Here is a 20,494-nt window from a genome sequence, read left to right as displayed (position 1 = left end):
CTCGCCGCCAGGTTCGGGACTTTTGAGCGCGCCCGCGATGGAGGCGCCGAATGGACACAACTCTTTTTGTCATAGCAAGGAAGTCATGATGTCACTCACGTCGCGCGTCGAAGCGAGACCGGCCCTTCAGTTCGGGAAAAATGTCCGCGAGCGTCTTCTCACAGGGCTGTCAGCACTGTGCCTGTCGGGCTTCACAGCGGTTCCGGCAGGGGCTCAACCCGCGCCCTCCCCCGACCCGGCGGGCACGCCCTTCACGATTGAAGACCTCTTCGACGTGAGCTCGGTCGGCACGGTGTCGGTGGCGCCGGACGCCGTGCACACGGTCTATACGCGCTGGCGGCGGCCCAACATCATCCGGGGCGAACAGGACGGGGGTGCCGTATCCGAAACCCGGGTCTGGATGCAGGACGGAACGAACCGGCTGGTTCTCGATGAGCGGGTGGGCGCTTACAGCTTCGACTGGATGAGCGACAATGAATTGACGTTCCGCTCAGGCCGGCTCGAAGACGGCGGGAGCACGATTTTCGGGATCGATGTCAGCGCGCCGCAATCAGAGCCGTTTGCGCTTTTCAACTCTGATTCCGCGATTGATATGTACGATACGAGCCCCGGCGCTTCGGCGCTGTTCTACTCGACGACCCGTCAAGAGGAAGAGGGGCCAGACGGCGCGGAGATGGGTTTTCTGGTCAATGTGACCGACCGGCCGGTGCCTGTGTCCCATGTTGTCCGCGTGAATATCGAACGGCCGGCCGTCACGGAATCGGTATTGCCGATCGAAGGGTATATCTCCGATCTCGCAGCCTCACCGGACGGGCGCCTCCTGGCGGTCAGCCTGGCGCCAGGCTCGTCATCAGACGATTACATGCTGAACAGTCGTACCGTCATCTTCGATGGCGAGACCGGAGCGCCGATATCGACAGTCCCGACCGATGGCAAGACAGGCGATATCGCTTTCTCTCCGGACGGGCGCTACCTCGCTCTCATGGCGGCTCCGGCGCGGTCGGACTCGGCTCCGCACGCGATTGCCGTTTTCGATGTACAAGCGGAAACCTTGCGTTTCCTGACGGATGGAGACGATGCCGACGAGGTCGACTTTTTCTGGTCTGCCGATGACGAACTCACGGTGCTTCAGCATCGCGGCACGCAATCCGGCCTCTTCAACATGACGGTCGAGGGGAGCCGGAGCGGCGCGATATCCCATACCGGGTTCGTCGTTCACCGGTTTGACGGAAACGGCCATGGTATCGCTGGCGTGATCAGTGCGCCCCATTACGCCCACGAACTGGCGACCGGGCGGGACATGTCCCGCCGCACCGACGGCAATCCCTGGCTGTCCGACCGGCAGCTGGGCAACCAGGAAGCCGTCCGGTATCGCGCCCGGGACGGGGTGGAAATCGAAGGAATACTGGTCACGCCGGAAGGTGTGCGGCCCGAGACGGGCTGGCCCTTGATCGTTCTGGCGCACGGGGGACCGGAGAGCCACTATTTCAACGCCTGGGCGACGGACTTCGACCGGCCGGTGCAGTTCGGCGCCGGCAGAGGGTATGCTGTCTTTCTGCCCAATTACCGCGGTTCGACCGGACGCGGAGAAGCGTTCGCCGCGCTTGATCGTGCCGACGCACCCGCCGCCGAGTTCAACGACATTCTGGACGGGGTCGATTTTCTGGCCGCCAGCGGGCTGATCGACCCGTCCAGGGTGGGCATTACCGGTCAATCCCACGGCGGTTATGCCGCTGCCTGGGGCGCAACGGCGCAAACCGGGCATTTTGCGGCCGCCGTTGCCGCAGCACCGGTCACCAACCTCGTCAGCTCGCACGGAACGACGGACATCCCCGAAGAGACGGTTGTGAACCATTACGGCGTGGCGCCGGAGGAAGACTGGACGCTTTATCTCAACCAGAGCCCGGTTTTCCATGCCGCGCAGTCAAGAACGCCGACGCTCATATTGCACGGCGAAAGCGACTCCCGCGTCAATGTCAGCCAGTCGCTGGAACTCTACGGATATCTTCGGCGGGTCGGCCAGTCTCCGGTCCGTCTCGTGACCTATCCCGGGCAAGGGCACCGGTTGAGCCGGTCGGCGGTCCGCTACGATTACGCACTCCGCATGATGCGGTGGTTCGACACCTTCGTGATGCCCGGAGACAGGAACGCACCGCTCCCGTCGCCCGATCTGGAGGAAATCCAGAATCTGGTTGCCGGCCGCGACTAGTATGGCGGCGGTTCGCCCCTGCTCGCTGTCACCGGGGGGCAATCCACGTCCCCCGTCCATCCTTGAAGGCACGGGATGCCGCTTCAACCTACCCCCGGTCCAGACCGGCTTCGCGCAGGTCTTCGAGCAGGCGGCGGTACTGGTCGATCAGGAAGCGTTCCTGTGAGGCCAGCTCGCTGAAACCGATCTGGGTGAAGCGCAGGCTGGCCTCGAGATCCTGTTCGCGCATCACCTGCGGCCCGGCGAACAAAAGCTCGACGATCTGCCGCCAGGTCGCCTCCACGCCGCTGGCCTGCATGCCGTAGACGCGCGCCGTTCCGGCCACGATGGCATAGGGCAGCACGTCCAGCCGGCCGTGCTGCTGGGCGTGTTGCCAGGCGAAGCTGGACAGGCCCGGCGCATTGACACCGCGCGGCATGAGGTTGCCGAACTCGTCGAAGGGAACGCCGCGGACGGGTTCGCCGGCCGCCGCGATCCCGGCGAGACGTTCGTCGATCCGCGCGACGACGCTCTCGTGATAACCCACCACGGCTTCGAGCTGGGCGATATTGGTCTCGATCTCGGCGACCACGCGATCCATCGCCGCTTCGGCCGCACGCCGGTCGGAGACGTCCTCGCGCCATTCATTGACGACGAAACCGAGCACCACCGCGAACACGATGAGTGCGGCCTCGATGACCGCACGGCCCAGCCAGGCCTGGACGGAAGAAGTCTTCGACATGGAGCGCCCCCTTGCAAGCATGGGGACATGTACCTCGGGTACGTGTCCCCGTCCTCACCCAACGCTTTTACCGGGACACGTACCGCAGGTACATGTCCCTCTTTTCACCGGAATGGCGGCTCGTCGAAACTGCGCAGCTTGCGCGAATGCAGGGCCGCGCCCTCGTCGCGCTTGAGGATCTCGATCGTCTCGAGACCGGCGGCGAGGTGTTCGGAAACCGAGCGCTGGTAGAAGAGATTGGCGGCGCCGGGCAGTTTCAGCTCGCCATGCAACGGCTTGTCGGAGACGCAGAGCAGCGTGCCGTAGGGCACCCGCATGCGCAGGCCGTTGGCCGCGATGGTGGCCGATTCCATGTCCAGCGCGATGGCGCGCGACTGGTTGATGCGGCGCGACTGGGCGGCATAGGTGAGTTCCCAGTTGCGGTCGGCATAGGTGGCCACGGTGCCGGTGCGCAGGCGCGCCTTCAGCGCGTCGCCGCTGTCACCGCTGACATTGGCGACGGCCTCTTCCAGCGCGATCTGGATTTCCGCGATCGGCGGGATCGGGATCTCGATCGGCAGCGCCTCGTCCAGCACGGCGTCATAGCGCAGATAGGCGTGAGCCAGGACGTAGTCGCCCAGGCGCTGGGAATGACGCAGGCCCGCGCAATGGCCGATCATCAGCCAGCATTGCGGGCGCAGCACGGCCAGGTGGTCGGTGATGTTCTTCGCATTCGAGGGACCGACACCGATATTCACCAGGGTGATGCCGCGGCCGCCCGGCGCGATCAGGTGATAGGCCGGCATCTGGAAACGCCGCCAGGGCGCACCTTCCACCAGGGCGTGGGCATTGGGCGTGTCGGCATCGACGCGCACATGGCCGGCCGCCGAGAAGGCCTCGTAATGATTGTCTTCCTTCAGCTGGCGAATGGCCCAGGCGGTGAAGACATCGACATAGCGGTGGTAATTGGTGAACAGGATGAACTGCTGGGTGTCCTCGTAGGGCGTGCCGGTATAGTGGCGCAACCGCTGCAGGGAGTAGTCGACCCGCGGCGCCTCGAACAGCGAAAGCGGTTTCACCTCGCCCGGCACCGAGGGGCGCTGGCCATTGGGCAGGTCGTCATCGATCCGCGAGAGGTCGGCATAGGGGAAGTGGCGCACCAGCTCGGCCGGCGTCACCGCATTCATGTCCAGATCGTCGGCGCCGTCGAGCACGTAGGAGAAGGGAATCTCCACCTGCGAGGGGCCGGTCTCGATCGTGATCTCGTACTGGTCGGCCAGCAGGGTGAGCTGTTCGATCAGATAGGCGCGATACAGCATCGGATGCGTGATCGTGGATGAATAGACGCCGGTATCGGTGAATTTGCCGAAAGCGCGGCTGACCGGCGGCGGCGGACCGTCCGGCAGATAGGTGACCCGCAGCTCGGGATAAACAAAGGCTCCGGACTTGCGGTCCTGGTCCGATGGCGGCTTTCCGCCGGTCAGGAAGCTTCTCAGGGCTGTCTGGAGACGTTCAACGGAAGCCTGGTAGAGCGCATCGAGCTGCTCCACCGCTTCCTCGGGGCTGTTCGCAACCGTAAAGACTGTCATCGCGCACCTCATGCCCCAATTCTTGCGGGGGGTAAATCTCCCAGATCACGAAATATCGGCGACAGTGCCGGGTCCGGGCATCGGGCCCGGCTCGCCTGGCAGGCGAGCCTATTCACAAAGCGTTCAGCTCTGCCGTTTCATCGTGGAGGCTGGAACAAGCACGGGGGCGTCGATGTTTCTGGTTTTCAGCTTCAAGGATCTGAGCAATGCGGTCCTGACCCTGGTACAGCTGCTCATCCTCGCGATGATTTTCATCGTCTTCCCGTTCTGGTTCCTGCAGACGCTCATCTATCTGGCCACATCGAGCGGCTGGTATCTGGTCGCCGGCCTGGTCCTTCTCGTGGGTGGCTTCTTCTTCGCCCTGATGAAGAAGCAGATGAAGCTGGCAACCCTGCTGGGTATCGCCAGCCTGGCCATGGCCGTTTGCGTCATGGTGATCGGCCACAATATGCGCACCAATGCCGTCGAGTTCGGCTCGCCGCGCAATGTGCTGTGGGTGGAGAGCCTGGACGCGATCTACCCCTATCCGGTGTGCCGCGACGAATGCGTCACCTTCCGCCCCATCCTGCCGCAAGCGATCCGGGCCGTCACGGACGGTGCAAGGCTTGATGAACGCCCCTACCACAATTTCGGCTCCCGGGCCCGCAGGCGCTACGACTCCATCGAGCTGATGGACTACAGCATCAGCCCGGCCGACCTGTTCGACCGCTATATCGAGGCCGCGCAGGACGAGGGCGACTGGCTGGCCTTCCACGCCGAATGCGTGCTGGGCGACCGGCAATGCGGCGCCGATACCGATACGCTGGCCGAGGCTGCGCGGGAGGTCCGCAACCGCTATGGCATCGATGTGCCCGCCCGGATCGCCGGCCATCTCGGCATGGCGGACCTGACGCCGGAGACCATGGAGACCTCGGCCGAATTCGCCGCGGCCTGTCACGCCGATGCGCCCTGCCGTAGCGTGATGGCAGGGATCAGCTGGCCCGTCATTATGGGCGCCAGTTCAGGCCGGCCTGTCGTCGTCCACACCCAGCGCCGCCGCGAGTAGACTGTACCGCAGGCCGTTGGCGGACGCCGCCAATGGCTTTAAGCACGGACGCCTGACACAAAAGGATGGCGTCATGACGCAGCCCCGGACCTTCCACGACCGCGTTGCGGTTTCGCTCGACGATCATATCGCCCGGATCGAGATGATCCGCGAGGACAAGCTGAACGCGCTCGACCCGGCCATGTTCGACGCGCTGATCGAGGCCGCGGCCTGGCTGCGCGAGCAGCGCGATGCGCGGGTGACGATCCTGTCCGGCCGGGGCCGGATGTTCTGCGCCGGGCTGGATTTCGGCAGTTTCGCCGCGATGGCAGGCGAGGACGGGGCGGCATCGACCTCGCTCGAGCCGCGCACGCACGGCCTGTGCAACACGCCGCAATACGCCGCCTGGGCCTGGCATGAGGCGCCGGTGCCCGTGATCGTCGCGATCCAGGGCGGCGCACTGGGCGGCGGGCTGCAGATCGCACTGGGCGGCGATATCCGTATCGCCGCGCCCGACGCGAAGATCGCCATCGCCGAGACGCAATGGGGCCTGGTGCCGGACATGTCGGGCATGGCCCGCGTGCGCCGCCTGGTGCGCGACGATGTCCTGCGCCGGCTGACCTATACCGCCGAACGCATCGACGGCACCCGGGCCCGCGAGGCCGGTCTTGTCACCGAAGTGCATCCCGATCCGCAGGCCCGCGCCCTGGAGATCGCACAGCAGATCGCCAATCGCAGCCCTTCGGCCATCCGCGCCTGCAAAGTGCTTCTCAACGGGCTGGACGACGCCAATGCCGGCGAGATCCTGGCCGCCGAGTCCCGCCTGCAGCAGGCAATCATCGGCAAGCCCAACCAGGTGGAGGCCGTGATGGCCAATCTGGACAAGCGCACGCCACAATTCGGGGACTAGCCAGCACGCAAAATGCGCACAACGGCCCTGCGGACTGAGATTCGCGCAATTATCTGTTGTTGCGCCGCAACAGGGCCTGTATGCACGCCGCGCCCCGAGGGCCACGCCGGCCCTGCGGCGTAATGGAGATAGCCATGAGCAACACGCAGAACTGGGTCGTACTGAAATTCGGCGGCACCAGCGTCAAATCGCTGGCAGACTGGCGTGTTATCTCCAAACGGATCGCCGATGTGCGGGCGGAGGGCAAACGGGTCTTCGTCGTGCACTCGGCCGTCGCGACGATCTCCGACCTGCTCGACACGCTGGTGACCCGCGCGGTCGCCGGCGAGGGCGAGGCCGAGCTTGCGGCGATCAAGGCGCGCCATCTGGAGCTGGCGACCGAGCTGGGTGTCGAGGGCGAGGCCCTGCTGGCGCCCTATTTCGACGAACTGGACCGGCTGCGCGCCGGCCTGTCGCTGACCGGCGATGTGTCGCCGCGCCTGAAGGCGCGCATCATGGCCCAGGGCGAGCTGATGGCGACGACGCTGGGTCAGGCCTGGCTGGCCCGCGAAGGCGTAGCCTCGGCCTGGCTGGATGCGCGCGAGCATCTGAGCGCCGCCCACGCCTCCGGTGCCCGCGGCTATCTGGCCTGCGACTGCCCCTTCGATGCCGACGCGCATCTGCAGCGCACGCTGGCAGACCTGCCGCCGGTGATCGTCACCCAGGGCTTCATCGCCCGGCGCGAGGATGGCGACACCGCCCTTCTGGGCCGCGGCGGCTCGGATACGTCGGCGAGCTATTTCGCCGCCAAGCTGGGCGCCGAGCGTATCGAGATCTGGACCGACGTGCCCGGCTTCTTCTCGGCCGATCCGCGTCTGACCGGCGCCGCCCGCCAGATCCGCTCGCTGGCCTATGAAGAAGCCCAGGAACTGGCCTCGATGGGCGCCGGCGTGCTGCATCCGCGCGCCATCGGCCCGGTGCGCCGCGCCGGGATCGAGATGCAGGTGCTGTGCACGCACCGGCCGGAAATGACCGGCACCACGATCTCGGCCACCCCGTCCGAAGACACGCCGCGCATGAAAGCGGTGTCGGTGAAGCACGGCGTGCGGCTGATCACGCTGGAGACCGACGGCATGTGGCGCGCCTCCGGCTTCCTGGCGCGGGCCTTCGAGCCTTTCTCGCGGCATGGCGTGTCGATCGACCTCGTCTCCACCTCGGAGACCTCGGTCACCGTGTCGCTGGACGATGATCCGGGCCTGACGCCGGACGTGCTCGGTGCGCTGGAGGACGAGCTGTCGCAGATCGCCAGCGTCAAGCTGATCGAGGATTGTGCCGCCGTTTCGATGGTCGGCCGCGGCGTGCGCGCCCTGCTCGCCCAGCTCGGCCCGGCGATGGAGGCCTTCGCCCACTATCCGGTGCGGCTGGTCTCCCAGGCGGCCAATGATCTCAACCTCACTGTCGTGGTGGATGGCGATCAGGGCCGGCCGCTCTGCCGCCGCCTGCACGACCAGCTGATCCAGCCCAAACCGCGCGACAAGACTTTCGGTCCGTCCTGGCGGGAAATCGGCGAGAACCTGACCGGGGCGGCACCGGCCGGCGCGGGCACCTGGTGGCGCAACAAGCGCCAGGCCCTGCTCGATCTCTGCCCGGCCGACGGCGCGGTCTATGTCTACGATCTGGAGACCGTGCGCACCCGCGCCGAAGCGGTCTCCGGGCTGAAGCATCTCGACCGCGGCTGGTATGCGATGAAGGCGAACGGCCATCCGGACATGATCCGCACGGCCGTGGCTGCAGGCCTGGGCGTGGAATGCGTCTCGATCAACGAGGTCCGCGCCGCCCGTGCGGCGGTGCCGGGCCTGGAGGCCGACCGTATCCTGTTCACGCCGAACTTCGCGCCGAAGGCCGAATACGCCGAGGCGCTGGAACTGGGCGTGCATGTCACGCTGGACGGGCTGCACCCGCTGCGCGCCTGGCCGGAGATCTTCAAGGGCCGCAAGATCACGCTGCGGATCAATCCGCAGCGCCCGGAAGGCCATCACAAGCATGTCCGCACGGCCGGACCGGAAGCCAAGTTCGGCCTGCATGCCGACGAGCTGGACGAGGCCCGCACCCTCGCCGCCCAGGCTGGCGCGATCGTCAACGGTCTGCACGTGCATTCCGGTTCGGGGATTTCCGACCCGGATCACTGGCGCCGGGTCGGCCTCTTCCTGGTGGAGACGGCACGCTCGATGCCGGACGTGGAGATCCTCGATCTGGGCGGCGGCCTGTCGGTCGACGAGGCCTCGGGCGTGCGCCGTATCGACATGGCCGCGCTGGATGCCGTGCTGGGCGATCTCAAGACCGCCCATCCGCAATACCAGCTGTGGATCGAGCCGGGCCGCTATATCTCGGCGGAAGCCGGCGTGCTGCTCGCCCGGGTGACCCAGCTCAAACAGACCCCGGATGCGCGCTTCATCGGCCTGAATACCGGCATGAACTCGCTGATCCGGCCGGCGCTCTACGGCGCCCGGCACGAGATCGTCAATCTCACCCGGCTTGACGAGGACGCCGCCTGGATCGCCGATATCGTGGGTCCGATCTGCGAAACCGCCGACCGTCTGGGCGCCCAGCGCCTGATGCCGGAAACGCAGGAAGGCGATGTCATGCTGATCGCCAATGGCGGCGCCTATGGCCGCGTCATGTCGTCCAGCTACAACATGCGCGAACCGGCCGGCGAGGTGGCGATCTGATTGCCCTGCCCTGCGGTGTCCGGCATGCGGACATCGCAGGGCGGCCGGGCTCAGTCGACCCGCACCAGTTCATAGCGGTCTTCGCCGGCCAGAAGTTCGGCAGCGCCCGCATCGCCGAACCGGATTCCGGCGGGGATGCCGCGGATCTGGAACAGGCCGGGCTCGCGCTCGACAAGGCCGGTGCGGCGGACAAGCGTGCCGTCCGACGCCGTTTCGACATAGATCAGGTCTGCCCCGTCCACCTCGATCCGGATGCGGTTGCCGTCGGGCTCGCTGGCAAAGCGGTATTCGCCTTCATACTGCGCCAGCCCCTCTGCTGCGTCACCCGAGCCGAAGACCGGCAGCGGGACGGACGGGTCGAGCAGATGCAGGGCGATCTGCTGCAGCCCGTCATCGGCCGAGGCATTGCTCAGCAGCACCACACCGGTCGCCGTGTCCTGGCGGAAGCCGACAAAGACCTGATAGCCATTGGCATCGCCGCTGTGATGGAAGACCTGGCGCCGGCCATTGTCATGCACCTGCCAGCCCAGCGGCACGCCATCCGTGCCGGCGAGCGCCAGATTGATGATCGCAGCAGCGTCTCCTTCAGGTGCCAGATGCGCTTCGACCAGCCGCGCGAGATCCCGCGCCGTCGAATAGAGGCCGCCCGTGCCGTGAGCGACGCTCACCGTCTGCGGGCGGCTGTCCGAAATATCGCGACTGCCCGCATGGGGATGCGCCAGGCGCTCCGGCTGGCCGGGTTCATAACCGGTATCCGTCAGACCGAACGGCCCGGTGACCGCGATTGCCAGATTGCCGGCGACGCTCCGGCCGGTCGCTTCCGACAGGGCAAGCGCGAGCAGGGCCATGCCCGTATTGGAATAGGCCGGCGCTTCCGACGGCGCAGCCGACCGGGCGAACTCGATCAGGGCGTTGGCATCATTGGCAGACAGAACCTCGCCAGGCACCTGCCGCGGCAGGCCGGCGCGGTGTGTCGCCAGCTGGGCCAGCGTCACCGGATTTCCGGCCAGGCGGTCCGGCCAGATGGCCGCGAGGGGCGTGTCCGGCGACACCTCGCCCTGTACAGCCAGGCCGGCAAGGGTTTCGGCGGTGAAGAGCTTGGTGACGGAGCCGAGCTCGAAAACCGTGTCCGGACCGATCGCGGAGGACGCCGGATTGCCCGTGCGGCCATATGCCAGAAAGACGCTCTCCCCGTCGCGGACATAGCCGAGCACGACGCCGGGCCGCCCGCCTTGCTCGACCGCCGCCTCGAGGCTGGCAGCCACGGCCGGCGGGACGGCGTCCTCGGCGGTCGCCGGTGCGCAGGCGACGCAAACACTGGCGGCCAGGATGGCCCATATGGAAGGCGTGCGGTTCATTCTTCGTCCTCTTCGATATCCAGAATGTCGCCGGGCCGGCAATCCAGCGCGCGGCAGATGCCCAGGAGCGTGTTGAAGCGCACGCCACGGACGTGCCCGTTCTTGAGCAGGGAAAGATTGGTGGTCGATACGCCGACTTCGGCCGCCAGCTGGTTCAGCGACATCTTGCGGCGGGCCATCATCTCGTCGATGCGCACGACAATCCGCATCACACGATCTCGTCGCTGTCGCGCTGCACCTCGGCGCCGACGCGGAAAGCCTGGGCGACCACAAGCAGGACCAGACCCGCGACCAGGAGACCGGCATCGATGTCCGGCATCATGCGCAAGGCGCCGCCTTCCGGCACGCGGGCGAATGTGTGGATCAGGGTCGTCTCTGCCGGCGCGTGCGGGAACAGGATGACCTGCCAGACCAGCGCGCGCACGGCCTGCCAGGCCGGAACCAGCAGGATCAGGACGCCGGCAAGGGTCAGCCCCCGGGTCGTGTCCGGCGCGAAGGGTCGATGTGAGGCGACCTGACGGCAAACCCGGCGCAGCATCCAGATCGCCACGATCCAGAGCGCGCCGGTGACCAGCACGTCGGCTGCGCGAAACAGGTCTGCTACCAGGCCCGCCCCGGTGACGATCAGGCTGCCCTGGCGGATGTCGGCATGGGCGCCGCCGGCGTCTGACCGGGCGTCCGTTGCCGCCTCCAGACGGACACTGTAGCCCGCGTCCAGCGGTTGGCCCGCAAGCGGCGCAATGATGACGAATGCGAGGGCGATCACACTCGCCGCCACGGCAAGCATGAGGACGGCCGTCAGCAGCCAGTCGAGAATCCGGGCGGTCATGGGCAACTCCTTCGCCGCCCGGATCGCATTTCAGATTATGTTTTTCAAGAAAAATATTATGTTTTACGTAAAAAGATGACTCGGGCTTTCCCGTCGCTTGTGCATGGAATTCCTGCCGGAGCCTTGCTAGCCTCGCGAGTCACGGGACACGCACAGGGGATTGGCATGTACGGTCTGATCGGCAAGTTCATCGCGGCAGAGGGACAGCGCGATGCGCTGATCGATATCCTGCTGGAGGGCATGGCCAGCTTGCCCGGCTGTTTCAGCTATGTCGTCGCGCGCGACCCGCAGGATGCCAGTGCGATCTGGATCACCGAGGTCTGGGACAATGCGGAAAGCCACCGCGCCTCGCTGGAGCTGCCCTCGGTGCAACAGGCGATCGCCCGCGGCCGGCCGCTGATTGCAGGCATGGAGCGGATCGCCGAGACCGCGCCCGCGGGCGGGCACGGTCTGGCCAAGGAGCCGCTTTAGTTCCTGCTTTAGTCCCTGCCCTAGTGGCAGCTCTTTCCCAGCGCGGCGAGGCGCCAGTAATTATAGGGCAGGGGCGCCAGGAAGCCGGCCAGCAGCATGATGGGCAGCACCCACCAGGTCAGCTTGGCGCCACCGGTCAGCAGCACATCCACCGAATTCATCACCACCTCCATGGCGATCATGGAGATGAAGGACATGCCGATGGCGGTGCGGAACGCGGTCTTCAGGACCATCTGACGGGACAGGATGAAAGTCTCCAGCGCGATGGAGGTGAGCAGGCCGTTGACGATGGCCAGGCTCATGATGGCGAGCGTCGGCCAGGGAATACCCGTGGCCTGGAAGAAGGCGATCGTGCCGAAATCGCCGATGGAACAGCCCAGCAGGCACCAGGCGGTGTTCTTCGACGCCCGGCCCCACAGGGGCGTGCGTTGCCAGAAGCCCGGCCGGGCAAGGGAGGTCGCAGTCATGATGATGGTCTCCGGTTTACATCAACTGACCGATTACCTAATCTTTCCTGTAGCTGGAGAGTCAAGGATATCGCCGCATGAATATCGGAAGCGCTGCCAGGGCCGCCGGACTGCCCGTGAAAACCGTGCGCTATTACGCTGATATCGGCCTGGTCGAAGCGCCGGACCGGACGCAGACCGGCTATCGGCGTTATGACGAGGCGGCCGTCCGCAAGCTCGCCTTCGTGCGCCGCGCCCGCGATTTCGGCTTCTCCATCGAGGAATGCCGCGAACTCCTGAGCCTGTACGAGGACAAGAGCCGCTCAAGTGCCGATGTCCGTGCCATAGCGGCGGCACATCTCGAGGAGATCGAGGAGAAGCAGCGCCAGCTGGCCGCCCTGCGTAACGAGCTGGCCCATCTGGTGACGGCCTGCCGCGGCGACGACCGGCCGGACTGTCCGATCCTCGACCGGCTCAGCTGAAGCATTTTCAGCAAAAGTGGGAACCGGTTTTGCGGTTCGAAAATGCGACCGCCAAGAATCCGGAACCCGGCACCCCGGGGATAACCGGCGACTTATCCCCGCCCCCTCAGCCTCGCCTATACTGCCTCCACGGTCCGGCGATGCCGGTGCACAGGCGCGCAGGACCGGGTGGCGCTGACGCGGGAAGCGATCGTCCCGCGGCTTAATCCGCTTCACCGGGTTGCAGACGATCCTCCGGGACTTCGCGTGCCCATATTAAGTACCAGATACCCCCGGCGGGTCGTCTGCAATGCCCGAACCTCCGGCGCCCGGCGCGTGCGGAGCTGGCGGCTTGCGCGCCATCTCCCGGACGGGGCAGCCAGGAAAAAGCCCGGAACCTTGCGGGTCCGGGCTTTCCGTTTTCGTTCTTACAGTGGCAGCGATCAGGCGCCCTGCGGTTCCGGTCCGGTTTCCGGACCTTCATCGGCATCCGTCGTCGGCACCGCGCTGGTCGGCGCGCTCGGCGGCGGTGTGGGATCGTCTTCCGGACGGCTCGGCGGCTTGCCGTTCAGCAGGTCGATGATCTCGGCACCGGAAAGCGTCTCGTATTCCAGCAGCCCTTCGGACAGGGTCTCCCAGTCCTTGCGCTTCTCGGTCAGGATGCGGCGTGCCTCATCCATGCCGGCCTGGACCAGACCGCGAACCTCTTCCTCGATCTTGCGGGCCGTGGTGCCGGAGACAGACTTGCTCTGCACCAGCTGCTGGCCCAGGAAGACCTCGCCCTGATTGTCGGCATAGTCAATCGGGCCCAGCTCGTCGGAGAAACCCCACTGGGTCACCATGGCCTTGGCCAGACGGGTCGCCTGCTGGATGTCGGACGCCGCACCGGACGTCACCTTCTCCTTGCCGAACTTCATTTCCTCGGCAACGCGGCCACCCATCATGATGGCGAGGCGCGAGGTCATTTCCTCGTGCGTCATCGACATCTTGTCGCCTTCCGGCAGCTGCATGACCATGCCCAGCGCTCGGCCGCGCGGGATGATCGTCGCCTTGTGGACCGGGTCGGCCGCCGGCACGTTCAGCGCCACGATGGCGTGACCGGACTCGTGATAGGCGGTGAGCTGTTTTTCCTTCTCGGACATGACCATGGAGCGGCGTTCCGGCCCCATCATGACCTTGTCCTTGGCGTCCTCGAATTCCTGCATGGAGACAAGGCGCTTGTTGCGGCGCGCCGCCAGCAGCGCGGCCTCGTTCACCAGATTGGCGAGGTCGGCACCGGAGAAGCCCGGCGTACCGCGCGCGATAACCTTGGGATCCACATCGGAGGCCAGCGGCACGTCGCGCATGTGGACTTTCACGATCTTCTCGCGGCCGGTGATGTCCGGATTGGGCACCACGACCTGGCGGTCGAAACGGCCCGGACGCAGCAGCGCCGGGTCCAGCACGTCGGGACGGTTGGTCGCCGCGATGAGGATGATGCCCTCATTCGACTCGAACCCGTCCATCTCGACGAGGAGCTGGTTCAGCGTCTGCTCGCGCTCGTCATTGCCGCCGCCCAGGCCGGCGCCGCGCGAACGGCCCACGGCGTCGATCTCGTCGATGAAGATGATGCAGGGGGCGTTCTTCTTGGCCTGCTCGAACATGTCGCGCACGCGGGACGCACCGACACCGACGAACATTTCCACGAAGTCCGAACCGGAAATGGTGAAGAAGGGCACATTGGCTTCGCCGGCAACAGCGCGGGCGAGCAGCGTCTTACCGGTCCCCGGAGGGCCGACCAGCAGCGCGCCTTTCGGGATCTTGCCGCCCAGACGCTGGAATTTCGACGGATCCTTCAGGTATTCGACGACTTCCTGCAGCTCGTCCTTCGCCTCGTCGACACCGGCGACATCGTCAAAGGTCTTGCGGCCGTGATGCTCGGTCAGAAGGCGCGCCTTGGACTTTCCGAAGCCCATGGCACCGCCGCGTCCGCCGCCCTGCATCTGGCGCATGAAGAAGATCCACACGCCGATCAGCAACAGGAAGGGGAACCAGTTGATCAGCATCGTCACCAGGAAATTGCCGTCCTGGTTCTCTTCCTGAACGCGGATATCGACATCGTTCTCGCGCAGGATGCGGACGGTGTCATTGTCCTGCGGCGGCAGGGTGGCGATGATCGTCTGGCCGGTCGCGGTCTGCGCCCGGATCGTGTCGCCCTGGATGGTCGCCTGGGAAATCTCGTCGCGTTCCACACGGTTGAGGAATTGCGAATAGGTGACCTCGCTGGAAGGCGTCGCGGGGTCGGAGGAATTCTGCAGCAGCTGGAACAGCGCCAGCAGCAGCACGAAGACCAGGGCCCAGATCGCGAGATTTCTCATTTGCATGCGTCAGTTCCGTTCAAGTTTCAGCCGTGTACGACCGATATATGGGCATTGCGGAGCCATCTTGCCAGCCGGTGCCGCGGTGGAAAAGCGCGATCGGTCCGGAGCCTGAAGGCCGGGTAACCCGCCGCTGCGTCAATCTGTATCAAACCATACCGCCGGAGCGGCCGATAGAAGCCGGGTGCAAAATCTGTGCGCCTGGAGCGGTTCGATCTGCACACGGCTATCCTCACGACCCGGCATCCCCGCCAGGGCGATGACAGTGCCGTCTTCACGCCCGCCTTCGCGCACGGCCAGAAGCCCCGGCCGGGCAAAGCCGGGAACAGCGTCGAGTATATCACGCCGATCAAGGCCATCATATGTCCGGCCCAGAGGTCCGGCCGTAAGGCCGGCGCCCAGGCCTGTGATGACAAAACGGCCGTCCCAGACACCGTCGGTATCGGGGCTGCCAGTGCCCGGCCGGTCGACCCGGCCGGTGACGGCACCCGGATCGCGCACCAGCCAGGTGCGTCCCTGCCAGGGCGCCAGCATGACCCCGCCCGCTGTCGCCCGCTTTCCCGCGGCCAGCGCCGTGGAAAGCCGGACAATCGCGCGCCGGCCCGGCAGGCTTTCCCGCCCGGAGACGGCCAGCGCGGCGGCTTCCAGTACAGCATGGCAGATCACCGGTACCGCCGCGTTGAGAGCGCAGGCATCGATCCTCATTCCGCCCCAGGGCAGGATTTCGCAGGCTTGCGCAGCGAGACGGGCCGCCGTTCGCTGTTCGGCATCGCGCAGGGCAGACAGATCGCCGGCCAGCTGCGCCAGCCGGGCGACATCGAAGCCGGAAGTTTCCAGAGCCGTGAGGTGCTGGCGGATGCGCACGCGGGTATAGCGGGCATCCGTGTTGGATGGGTCCTCGACCCAGCGCTCGCCCTGCCCGGTCAGCCAGTCCCTCAGCGCCTGCCGGCGCATTGCGAGCAGTGGACGGCACAGAACGACATCCCGCCCGTCCGGCCAGACCGGCGAAAGTGCCACCGGACGCATGGCCGCCGCGCCGCGCCAGCCGCCACCGGCCGCAAGCCGCATGGCGAGGGTCTCGATCTGGTCGTCGAGCGTATGGGCGAGAAGGAGCCCCCTGGCCCCGACATCCTTGCAGGCCCGGGCCAGCAGATGATGGCGGGCCTGACGCGCGGCTTCCTGGAGGCCGCTGGCCGGTTTGGAGCCGGTCCAGACGAGACAATGCGCTTCATGCCCCAGCGCTTCGGCGCGGCGCATCACGAAAGCCGCTTCACCGGCGCTTTCGCGGCGCAGGCCATGATCGACCGTCAGGACGTGAAGCGTGCGTCCGGTACGCCCTGCCCAGCGGCTCACTGCCAGCAGGAGGGCCAGCGAGTCACTGCCGCCGGAACAGGCAATCGCGAGCGGCCCGGGCGGGGCATGCCGGTCGAGCCAGTCGCCGGCCGCGGCCGCCGGATCGCGCGCCACGCTGTATCAGCAGCCGGCGCGAACCGCCTCGCGGGAGGCCCGGGCGCGCGAGGCCGCAGATGCGTCGGGGAACTGGCTGTCGAACCGCTCCAGCGTTCCGCAGGCATCCGCCTGCCGGCCCATGCCGTTCAGCGAGGCGGCCAGACGCACCAGGGCATCCGGTGCCTTCTCGCCATCCGGCTCGGCCCGCAGCGCGGCGATATAGGCATCGGCCGCGCCGGTGAAGTCGGAACGCACGAAGAAGGTCTCGCCCAGCCAGTACCAGGCCTCGCCGGTGCGGGCGTGATCGGGATAGGCGTTCACGAACTGCTCGAAATCCACCTGGGCACCGCCGAAATCGCCTTCCAGAAGCTTGTCTCGGGCACCGCCATAGAGCGTTTCCGGGTCCGGCGCGGCAGGTGCGCGCGCATCGCCGGACGGCTCACCGGCCGGACGGCGCGGCGGCGCCCCCAGCACACCCGTCGCTTCGGCACGGGCCTCGGCATAGGGGTCGTCGGGATCGACCACGGCAATGTCGCGGCCGCTCTGCCCCGCCTCGTCCAGGCCTTCGCTCATCCAGGCGACAGCGTCTTCGTCGAGATCGCCGCGATCGCCGCGATCGACACCCTCGGCGCCCGCAGCGTCAGGACCGCCATCCATGCCGTCATACCCGCCGGGCGCGCGGCCGCGGCGGTCGAGCTGGGCCTGCAGCGCTTCGACCTGGCTGCGCAGCTGCCGGTTCTCGAAGGTGAGGCGTTCGGTTTCGCCGGTCAGCTCGCGCATCTGGTAGTCCAGTTCGTCGAGCCGCCGCAGCAATGTTTCGGCGACCGGGTCCCCGGCCATCGACGAGGTCTCGACCTCGGCGATCCGGGCTTCGACGGCGTCGAGCCGTTCGGCCAGTTCGCGGCGCGACTGGGAATGAGCGGGCGCCGCAACCAGAAGAGCGGCAGACAGGGCGGACAGGCAGAGTGTCTTGATCATGGAAGGCACCATAATGACGAGCGCGGCAAAATTACGGCGTCCGGAGCGGTCTGCCGCCCCCGGACAAGCAGACGCCCGCGACATGATCTGCCGCGGGCGCCGGAATGCTTGCGGTCAGCGCGTCACCTAGTTGGTGTAGCTGCTGCCGACGATCGAGGTGGTCGCATTGCGGTTGATCGCCCAGCAACGTTCGCCCGACTGCGTGCAGCTCGGACGTTCCTTGCCGTAGGAGGTCGTGGAAATACGCGACGGATCGACGCCCTGGCTGACCAGATAGGCCCGGGCTGCATTGGCGCGGCGGGCGCCGAGAGCCAGGTTGTACTCGCGCGTACCGCGCTCGTCGCAATTGCCGGCGATCAGGATGCGGGCATCCGGATAGCTGGCAAGCCAGGCGGCCTGGCGGCGCAGGGTCTCGCGGCCTTCAGCCGAAAGATCATTGCGGTCCAGGTCGAAGAAGACGCGGTCGCCCGCCGTCTGAACGAAATGCTCGGTCGTGCCCGGAACCGGGCCGGCAGGCTGGTTGGAGCCGGTATCAGCCGGCTCGACCGAGCGCGGCGGCTCGACCGGCGTGGTATCTTCCGCCGGCGGGGTCGATGCGCAAGCGGTCGCGAAAGCGCCGAGCGCTGCAATGGCAAGCAGTTTGATTTTCATGATGTTACACCCTCATCCGGCCAGTCCCGAAATGGGCCCTGGCCTACTCTCTCCACGACACGCGTGACACGGTTTGCGCCTGCGGCTCCCCCAACTGGCGCCGCTCGGCGGAGACGTTAAGCGGAAACCGATTACTCGATCAAGGGCGACCACGCCGGGTCGGAGGCCATTCCGCCCGTTGCCAGCCGCCGCAGATTGAATCCCGCCAGATCGATACTCCAGATTTCGTAACGCGTACCGTCCGAGCGTGGTTCCCCGCGCGTGAACAGCAGGACACGCCCGTTCGGCGACCAGGCCGGCGTGTCGACAAAGTAACCCTCGAACAGGATACGCTCGATGCCCGACCCGTCGGCGCGCACAACACCGAGCGAGAAGGTCCCGCCATTCTGCTTGGTAAAGGCGATCAGATCGCCCCGCGGCGACCAGACGGGCGTCGTGTAGATGCCGTCGCCGAAGGTAATGCGCTGCACATCCGTGCCGTTGGTATTCATCGTGTAGAGCTGCGACCCGCCACCGCGCGACGAGGAGAACACGATCCGCTGGCCATCCGGCGCAAAGGACGGTTCCACATCGTCGGCCGGATGCTGGGTCAGCTGGGTGAGGTTTCGCGTGCGCAGGTCGAACAGGTGGACATCATGGCCCGACCGGCCCTGGATCGACACGGCGAGCCGTTCGCCGTCGGGCGAGAAACGCGCCGACAGGCTCTGACCGTCCGGATTGAGGCCCGCCTGGCGCATGGCCGAGGAGAACAGCGCCTCCTGGCGGCCGGTCTCGAGGTCGTAGAGATAGGTCGTCGCCTGCCCGTCCAGGAAAGAGACGTAGGTGATTTCCTGCGAGTTCGGCGAATAGTTCGGCAAGAGCGCCATGTAGGAGCGGTCGGTCAGGAAGGACGGGTTGGCACCGTCCTGATCCATCCAGGCCAGCTGGCGCAGCGGCTCGCCGTCGGAGCCACGGCCTTCGGAGACATAGACGATGCGCGTGTTGAAATAGCCCTCTTCGCCGGTCAGGCGCTCATAGACCTCATCGGCGACGCGGTGCGCCACGCGGCGCCAGTTCTCCGGTGCCGTGCGGTATTGCAGGCCCAGAAGCTGTTCTTCCAGACGCGTGTCCCACAGACGGAAAGCGACAACCAGCCGGCCATCATCCTGGATCGTCACACTGCCGACCAGAAGCGCCGAGGCGTCGATCACGCGCCAGTCGGAAAAGCGCGGGCGCAGATCGATATTCTCGATATCCTCGATATAGGCGGCCTGATCGACCGGCGCGAACAGGCCTGACGAGGCCAGGTCATTCGTCACGACGCGCGTGATATCCGCACCGCGCGCGGCGGCCTCGTCGCTCGAGCCGACAAAGTCCGGCAGGGCGATCGGCAGGGGGTCGAGATTGCCGCGGGTCACATCGACGCGCAGCGGCTCCTGGGCCACGGCCAGTCCCGCGAATGCCAGGCTGGCGAGAACGGCGGTGAAGACGGCGATAAGTCGGCTCATGCGGCGAAACTCCAGTCTGATCGATCAGCGGCTGTATAAGGACGGCGCGAAATTGACCTCAATTTGACGCCATTGCGAATAATGCTCCGGAGGCAACGGATAGGGCGCACATTGGTTCGCGGCCCGCAAGGCCCGTTCGCCTGCGACGCGGAGATAGGGGTTGGGCGAATTGAGCACGCGCGCCTGGTCGACCAGGCGTGGCGGACTCGTCAGTTCGCCATTGCGGTCGAGGCTGAACACGATCCGCACAGCCAGTTCGTCCGGATCCGGTGCGTCGAGGGAATTGCGCCAGCAGCGCGCCAGATGGCTTTGCAGCATGTCCTGCAGCGTCGCCGTCATCTGCTCGCCATCGCCGGCCGAACGGCGGCGTTCGCCGGTGTCGGGCGTACCCTGGTCGCGGCTCTGGGCGACCTGACGCTCGATATTGCCCAGCATGTCTTCCAGAGACGGCTCGGCCGGACGCTGCGGCTCGCGGCGCACGGGTTCCGGTTGCGGCTCGGGCTCCGGTTCGGGCTCTTCCTCCTCGACCGGCGCTTCCTCAACCGGTTCGGGTTCCGGCTCGGGTTCGGCGTCAGGTTCCGGAGCGACGGGTTCCGGTTCAGGCTCTGGCTCCGGTTCAGGCTCCGGAGCGGGCGGCGGGGTCTCGATCGCGTCCTCGACGGTCTCTTCCTCGGCGGGCTCCTCTTCCACCGGTTCCGGCTCCGGAGCGGCTGCGCGCACATTGGTCACATCGGATACCGTGACCAGTTCGACCGGCACGATCGGCGTGTTCTCGAACACCTGTGCCGCGCGGGGCAGATAGACCAGCCCCGCCGCCAGAATGCCGGCATGTACAAGGAGAGAGAGAACAAGACCTCGCACGGATGG

General features: G+C 66.4%; 18 protein-coding genes. 6 read left to right on the top strand and 12 right to left on the bottom strand.

What is annotated here, in order from left to right; all coding sequences use genetic code 11:
- The first annotated feature begins 85 nt into the window (after positions 1-85).
- Positions 86-2,209, top strand: coding sequence for a S9 family peptidase (locus tag PKE71_RS07495; RefSeq protein ID WP_271186332.1), 2,124 nt, complete (start codon positions 86-88; stop codon positions 2,207-2,209).
- Positions 2,210-2,297: 88 nt separating this feature from the next.
- Here PKE71_RS07495 and PKE71_RS07490 read toward each other — a convergent pair whose 3' ends face one another.
- Positions 2,298-2,930: a hypothetical protein gene (locus PKE71_RS07490; RefSeq protein WP_271186331.1), complete on the bottom strand. Its 633-nt coding sequence runs from the start codon at positions 2,928-2,930 to the stop codon at positions 2,298-2,300.
- 104 nt (positions 2,931-3,034) lie between these two features.
- Positions 3,035-4,498: an AMP nucleosidase gene (locus PKE71_RS07485; RefSeq protein ID WP_271186330.1), complete on the bottom strand. Its 1,464-nt coding sequence runs from the start codon at positions 4,496-4,498 to the stop codon at positions 3,035-3,037.
- Between the two features lie 172 nt (positions 4,499-4,670).
- Between PKE71_RS07485 and PKE71_RS07480 the strand changes: the two genes are divergently transcribed.
- From PKE71_RS07480 to PKE71_RS07470, 3 genes are all read left to right on the top strand, one after another.
- Entirely contained in the window at positions 4,671-5,543 is an 873-nt protein-coding gene (locus PKE71_RS07480; protein ID WP_271186329.1) for a DUF308 domain-containing protein, read from the top strand.
- Positions 5,544-5,616: 73 nt separating this feature from the next.
- Positions 5,617-6,432, top strand: coding sequence for a crotonase/enoyl-CoA hydratase family protein (locus tag PKE71_RS07475; RefSeq protein WP_271186328.1), 816 nt, complete (start codon positions 5,617-5,619; stop codon positions 6,430-6,432).
- 134 nt (positions 6,433-6,566) lie between these two features.
- Positions 6,567-9,140, top strand: coding sequence for a bifunctional aspartate kinase/diaminopimelate decarboxylase (locus tag PKE71_RS07470; RefSeq protein ID WP_271186327.1), 2,574 nt, complete (start codon positions 6,567-6,569; stop codon positions 9,138-9,140).
- Positions 9,141-9,190: 50 nt separating this feature from the next.
- Here the strand turns inward: PKE71_RS07470 and PKE71_RS07465 are convergent, their stop codons facing one another.
- Genes PKE71_RS07465 through PKE71_RS07455 form a run of 3 tightly spaced genes read right to left on the bottom strand, consistent with a single transcriptional unit; the run spans position 9,191 to position 11,327 of the window.
- The gene (locus PKE71_RS07465; protein ID WP_271186326.1) at positions 9,191-10,498 is read right to left on the bottom strand and encodes a serine hydrolase domain-containing protein; all 1,308 of its coding nucleotides are present in this window, start codon (positions 10,496-10,498) and stop codon (positions 9,191-9,193) included.
- The gene (locus tag PKE71_RS07460; protein WP_271186325.1) at positions 10,495-10,707 is read right to left on the bottom strand and encodes a helix-turn-helix domain-containing protein; all 213 of its coding nucleotides are present in this window, start codon (positions 10,705-10,707) and stop codon (positions 10,495-10,497) included. Before PKE71_RS07460 ends, PKE71_RS07465 begins: the two co-directional genes overlap by 4 nt.
- Positions 10,707-11,327, bottom strand: a complete 621-nt coding sequence (locus tag PKE71_RS07455; RefSeq protein WP_271186324.1) for a DUF2975 domain-containing protein — start codon at positions 11,325-11,327, stop codon at positions 10,707-10,709. Before PKE71_RS07455 ends, PKE71_RS07460 begins: the two co-directional genes overlap by 1 nt.
- A gap of 165 nt (positions 11,328-11,492) precedes the next feature.
- Here PKE71_RS07455 and PKE71_RS07450 point away from each other — a divergent pair, with 165 nt between their 5' ends.
- Positions 11,493-11,798 carry a putative quinol monooxygenase gene (locus PKE71_RS07450; RefSeq protein ID WP_271186323.1) on the top strand — a complete coding sequence of 102 codons (306 nt, stop codon included), beginning with the start codon at positions 11,493-11,495 and terminating at the stop codon, positions 11,796-11,798.
- 20 nt (positions 11,799-11,818) lie between these two features.
- Here PKE71_RS07450 and PKE71_RS07445 read toward each other — a convergent pair whose 3' ends face one another.
- On the bottom strand, positions 11,819-12,265 hold the full coding sequence (locus tag PKE71_RS07445) for a DUF4396 domain-containing protein (protein WP_271186322.1): 447 nt from the start codon (positions 12,263-12,265) through the stop codon (positions 11,819-11,821).
- A 77-nt stretch (positions 12,266-12,342) separates the two neighbouring features.
- Between PKE71_RS07445 and cueR the strand changes: the two genes are divergently transcribed.
- Positions 12,343-12,726, top strand: coding sequence for a Cu(I)-responsive transcriptional regulator (gene cueR / locus PKE71_RS07440; RefSeq protein ID WP_271186321.1), 384 nt, complete (start codon positions 12,343-12,345; stop codon positions 12,724-12,726).
- Positions 12,727-13,148: 422 nt separating this feature from the next.
- Here the strand turns inward: cueR and ftsH are convergent, their stop codons facing one another.
- The 6 genes from ftsH to PKE71_RS07410 all read right to left on the bottom strand — a co-directional run bounded on the left by ftsH (position 13,149) and on the right by PKE71_RS07410 (position 20,488).
- Entirely contained in the window at positions 13,149-15,068 is a 1,920-nt protein-coding gene (gene ftsH, locus PKE71_RS07435; RefSeq protein ID WP_271186320.1) for an ATP-dependent zinc metalloprotease FtsH, read from the bottom strand.
- 132 nt (positions 15,069-15,200) lie between these two features.
- Positions 15,201-16,529: a tRNA lysidine(34) synthetase TilS gene (tilS, locus tag PKE71_RS07430; RefSeq protein WP_271186319.1), complete on the bottom strand. Its 1,329-nt coding sequence runs from the start codon at positions 16,527-16,529 to the stop codon at positions 15,201-15,203.
- Between the two features lie 6 nt (positions 16,530-16,535).
- Positions 16,536-17,489 carry a tol-pal system protein YbgF gene (gene ybgF / locus PKE71_RS07425; protein WP_271186318.1) on the bottom strand — a complete coding sequence of 318 codons (954 nt, stop codon included), beginning with the start codon at positions 17,487-17,489 and terminating at the stop codon, positions 16,536-16,538.
- Positions 17,490-17,615: 126 nt separating this feature from the next.
- Complete coding sequence (gene pal / locus PKE71_RS07420; RefSeq protein ID WP_271186317.1) at positions 17,616-18,140, bottom strand: peptidoglycan-associated lipoprotein Pal; 525 nt, start codon at positions 18,138-18,140, stop codon at positions 17,616-17,618.
- A 131-nt stretch (positions 18,141-18,271) separates the two neighbouring features.
- On the bottom strand, positions 18,272-19,627 hold the full coding sequence (gene tolB / locus PKE71_RS07415; protein WP_271186316.1) for a Tol-Pal system beta propeller repeat protein TolB: 1,356 nt from the start codon (positions 19,625-19,627) through the stop codon (positions 18,272-18,274).
- 24 nt (positions 19,628-19,651) lie between these two features.
- Positions 19,652-20,488, bottom strand: coding sequence for a hypothetical protein (locus tag PKE71_RS07410; protein ID WP_271186315.1), 837 nt, complete (start codon positions 20,486-20,488; stop codon positions 19,652-19,654).
- Positions 20,489-20,494 lie beyond the last annotated feature (6 nt).

Origin of the sequence: Maricaulis virginensis, assembly GCF_027922185.1 — a bacterium.
Classification (GTDB): Bacteria; Pseudomonadota; Alphaproteobacteria; order Caulobacterales; family Maricaulaceae; genus Maricaulis; species Maricaulis virginensis.
This window is presented reverse-complemented; position numbering and strand designations above follow the sequence as displayed.